The organism is Bacteroides sp. 51 (assembly GCF_010500965.1).
In the GTDB taxonomy this organism is placed as follows: Bacteria; Bacteroidota; Bacteroidia; order Bacteroidales; family Bacteroidaceae; genus Bacteroides.
Genome location: NZ_QVMI01000002.1, coordinates 376,855 through 381,337, shown reverse-complemented (window position 1 = coordinate 381,337; position 4,483 = coordinate 376,855). Strand labels below are relative to the sequence as shown.

4 protein-coding genes are annotated in these 4,483 nt (G+C 39.5%); all 4 read right to left on the bottom strand.

The window, feature by feature from the left end; genetic code table 11:
- On the bottom strand, window positions 1-444 hold a 444-nt coding region (locus D0T87_RS03490; RefSeq protein WP_163172824.1), incomplete at its 3' end, for a hypothetical protein.
- A 60-nt stretch (window positions 445-504) separates the two neighbouring features.
- A complete protein-coding gene (locus D0T87_RS03485; RefSeq protein ID WP_163172823.1) occupies window positions 505-1,893 on the bottom strand; it encodes a hypothetical protein in 1,389 nt (462 codons plus the stop codon).
- Between the two features lie 102 nt (window positions 1,894-1,995).
- Complete coding sequence (locus tag D0T87_RS03480) at window positions 1,996-3,867, bottom strand: fimbrillin family protein (RefSeq protein ID WP_163172822.1); 1,872 nt, start codon at window positions 3,865-3,867, stop codon at window positions 1,996-1,998.
- Window positions 3,868-3,906: 39 nt separating this feature from the next.
- Complete coding sequence (locus tag D0T87_RS03475) at window positions 3,907-4,128, bottom strand: hypothetical protein (RefSeq protein WP_163172821.1); 222 nt, start codon at window positions 4,126-4,128, stop codon at window positions 3,907-3,909.
- Between the last annotated feature and the right edge of the window lie 355 nt (window positions 4,129-4,483).

Below are 4,483 nucleotides of genomic sequence, written 5' to 3'. Positions count from 1 at the left end.
TTTGATGGTTTCGAATGCCTTGTCGTATTCTTTGTCTAATACGTAAATGTTCATCAACCCGCGAAGTGCTCTCAGATAGGTGATGGTATCGTTTGTTTCCTTTGCTTTTTCACAAATGGTTTTAAAGTCTTCGATAGCGTGGGTGGTGGTGTATGTGGGGTTTTCGGCTATCCGGGTATTATAACGGAAGCGGTATGCCATACGGAAGATTTCCAATTCTGCTTTCCAGGTTCTGTTGTTGGCTATCGTGGCGACTTCTTCCATATAGGCCATAAGGCTATCGGCCTGCGACTGCTCCATATAGTCGAGCTTGTAATAGATGTGTTTCAACTCCATCATATATTCGGCGTAGGGTTTACCTATCATAGGAAGGAAAGGGTTGCCGGCAAAGGCGCAAGGTAAGGATAAGGACAGGAGTATAATTAGTAGGAGTTTACTTTTCATTGTGGAACAAATATAGCAAATTATGGTGTGGCAAACAAGTTCGCTAATGCAATTCATATGTTACATTTTTCTCTCTTCAACATTATTTTTTGGTTTTATCTTTGAATTAGCCATGATTGAAAACAAATTATTGAATCCAGCAGTTAATTCAGCGAGTTCCTTAGCTAAAAGATTAATCTCATTAGTTGAATATCCATTTTCTGGAGAAACTTTAATGTCATTCAAAAGCCTGCCTATATTATAAAGTATTTCAGGACTAACAGATGAAGATTCCATTATTGAAATAAAAAATTCAAAAATTGAAAGGCAACTAAATATCTTTGAATTGAAGGCTTTATCTTCTTCGACAACACATAATAATTTGTAACGCTTAAAAATATCATCGAACTTTAATTTTTGTAGTTTATATATAGAGAATAAGTCCTTTGTTGTAATATTTTCCGGAACAGTTCTTTCTATTTTGTAGCAGTTATAATAGTTTAATTGCTCTGCCCATTTAGGAGTATTAACTTTTTCCACTTTTTTGGCAATACTATTATTGTATACCCATATATTATTCTGAGCTAGCTGTTGATTATATACATTGACATTCGAAATTTGTACGAACTTTTGTTCTGTGAACAATTCCTTTTTTGATGGCCTAGGCCCAGGAACTGAACCTTTTTTAAATGTCACATATTTAACCCCCATTGCATGATTCCTCTTCTCCACAGTCATGAATACGACTTTCTGCTTATCGTTCTTTTGAAAAGGAGTCAAATAATTTAAACCTGTCATTTCAGAAAAAGGAGAGTTTGATCCATTGGCGCCACTAAACGATGTACTCATATGCACATCAAGTTGCCAATCATTGCAAATTGCTTTTAAAAACTCGTCTGTAGCATTCTTTAAATTGCCCCTTTGCAGTTCATCTGACATTGGATTCTGAACTAGTTTCTTAACATTCCTTTGGAAAGATTCTCCTCCCTTTCTTGCTCCTATAAAGTTCTCTTTTTCATCATTTATGCGACTTAATATAAACCCCTCCAATATTTGCTGCCACAATGGTCTCCCATCTTTTACTACTTCTACAATTATAATCCTATCTTTAGTGCATATATACTTACCACCTCCTATTTTTTTTACCTGTATTACCCCATCTACAAACAGTGACTTAACCCACCCTGCTCGCTGAATCCCATATAATAAAGAAAGAAACCAACACGCAGTTGTATCCGGTAGTTGGAAAACCGGGGTATCTAACGATAACTCTTCCAATATCTCAGGATCAATTGCTCTTTGCAAGACCTTGCTCTTGGCTTGTACTACATTATTCTTTAATCTTTGTTGTGTAGTTTTGGAAGTAGTATAGGTTTGCAATATCTCCTCCAGTGAAGCCTGACGAGATGCTTTTGATTGTGCATTTATTACACGACTCTCTTTATCACTTTTTTGAATATATTGTTTCATGACTTCACGTAACACGGCTAGGCCGAATTAACTAAAGCGAACCTTAACAATGCGATCAAAGTTTAAGGTTCACTTTAGTTATTGAATAGAGCCTAAAAGTTGCTAGTTTGATTCTGCCACACACCGCACAGGGAAGCCGTATGCATGACTATAATAATGTCGAGGGTTGAGTGAAGCACTTGTGAAGTACAATATATAGGCTTGTTTCGCATCATAACTCGTGTTGGCCCAGTAATAGCCGGTAGTTTTAACATTTAACAACCTCCCTCCAAGACCATAATACCGCAAACCCGCAGCCGGATACCAACCACCATAGTCAGCTGCATAACGACCCAGAAAAGGATTATCACCACCATCACCATCACCAAGGAAGTTATCTATAGTAAGCTCAGCCCATGCATTATCTGAAGGTACACGATAACCTTGCGGGCAAGGATCTAAAAGAGTTTTTTTATTATCGACAGTATTCCAGTTAAGGTCATTACCGGTAGAGTTTTCCATCCATGAACTACCATCAGTTTCAATAAAGGTATCAGGGTTTACCACTGTCCAAGCAGTGGTTTGCACAGATGTATTTGTTTTCAGGGAGTGTGTGATTCCTGCAGGATTAGCTGGAGAGTAGATAACAGGCTCGGTCTTAGTAATAGCCGAAGCCGAGCCGGGGAACGGATCTTTACGCCCCCATTGGTAATACAAACCAGTAGAACCATTAGCACCCTTTTCGTTAGTTATGGCGCCCAGGTTACGGTTCATCCAGGTATCAGTATCAGGGTCAGGATTGTAGTCTGTTACCCAGATATGCCATGACCATTTAATTTCATCACCTACCTTAACAGCAACAAGGGCATTACCCGATTTACCTGTGGCAGCGGTTACTTTTATACCACCGGTTTTGCCTTTGCCTACAGTTGAAAGAGTAACCAAATCCTCGGCATCCATCCAAACCAGTTCAGCGGTCAGTTCATCGGTATCGCCAATAGCATCCGCTTCACCTATTGAAGTAGTAAAATCATTGGCACGGCTTACAGGGATTGTAATGTCTTTACCGGGCCCTAATAAATAACAGTTGGATGGTGTTGCCATTGCTTTCGTTTCTTTTGCCCATCCTGTACTGATTGTTGCTGTATAGTAATAACCAGCACTATAAGATTTAGATGTGGTTTGCGTGTAGCTGTACGATGTGTTTTCGCAATCAACAGCAATTGTGATTTCTTTTCCGCTAATACTCACCGGGATGAACATCATATAAGCGGTAAGAGGGGTTGAGCTGATGTCCAGATCTGTGAGTCCGGCCAACTCCAGGGAGGCAGTATAAGCGTTTGGAGCATCACTGCTGCCTAGCGTTTTGGTGGAGTAAAAAAGTTGCTCGGTATCATTGCCAATACTTACTTCTTGTATGCTGCCATCTGTTGTACTGTTATAACCGGGTATGGTTAATACAAACTTTATCATTGCCATCTCACGCTGCAATGCTACTGTGGCTTCAACGGTTCCCGACTCTCCGCTCAAGATCGCATTACCAGTCATATAGTCGTAATCGGTAATATGATCTCTATTATTGTTTCCGGTTTGTTTTTGTCCGGCCACTGCAAGTTTGAGTTGTTCCTTCGTTTCACTTGCTTTCTTATAGGGGTAGAAAACCGGGTAGTCACTTGCTGTTCCGGGGAAAGTGCCGGTAAACGCGGTCGAATATTCCGATTGGCCTGCCGAGAGCGAATTGGAGAATTCTTGTTTACCTGATGGTCCGTAGACTGCAAGCTTATCTTCATTTGTCCATTTGGCTCTGAATGCAGTTCCATCTTCTACGTATTGTATACGCGTATCCGGTTCTTCTCCAAGACGGGCGATGAGCGTCATTTTTTGCTCCTCACCGGGTATGCCGGCTTCCAATGGCTCTGATTCATTGCTACAACCTGTCAATCCAGTCACCAGCAGTACACCTGCCATATATGCTATCAAATATTTTGCTTTCATTGATCTGTTTTTTCTTTGTTAATTTCTTTGGTTTGTTGTTTAATAAGTAAAAAGATCGTTTATTATGTCTTCCAGATCTTGCAGCGAACCGGAACTTTGATGGGCATTACTACGGCTACGCGAAGATTGACTACTAAAGAATTCGCCACCACTTTCAATCTTACCTCCGCTAAGGGCCATTACCCCCTCGTTCTCCACTTCAATTACTTCGATTTGTGGCGCGATATACACTTCGCGCTTACGAATGTTTTTCTTGTTCATTACTTTATTAATTTGGGTTTTATTTAAAATTCGGGTCACCGTTATAGCTACAATCTTTAAATCTATAAAAAGGCCAAAGCGACTTTGTCGCAATTGTACAATTACGACAAAATCTTTAATATCTATTAAAAAGAACATGGGTCTTGAAACAGATATTAACAAAAAAAAAGCGGCTCTTTACCGGTATATGGCATATTAAATGTTTCTCCTTTTTTTATTAGCATTCACGCAAAAACACACAAAGTATTTAAGAATGCAATCTTTTTTCAAATAAAAGAATTATATTCACAGAGCGAACAACTAACCATCTTCATCATATGAGAGAAACACTTGCCTGCCTCGTTTTCCTGTTTGT

Bases quoted from the DNA above. Each gene is read 5' to 3' on its own strand.
- D0T87_RS03485 (WP_163172823.1), bottom strand. From the start codon at position 1,893: ATGAAACAATATATTCAAAAAAGTGATAAAGAGAGTCGTGTAATAAAT.
- D0T87_RS03480 (WP_163172822.1), bottom strand. From the start codon at position 3,867: ATGAAAGCAAAATATTTGATAGCATATATGGCAGGTGTACTGCTGGTG.
- D0T87_RS03475 (WP_163172821.1), bottom strand. From the start codon at position 4,128: ATGAACAAGAAAAACATTCGTAAGCGCGAAGTGTATATCGCGCCACAA.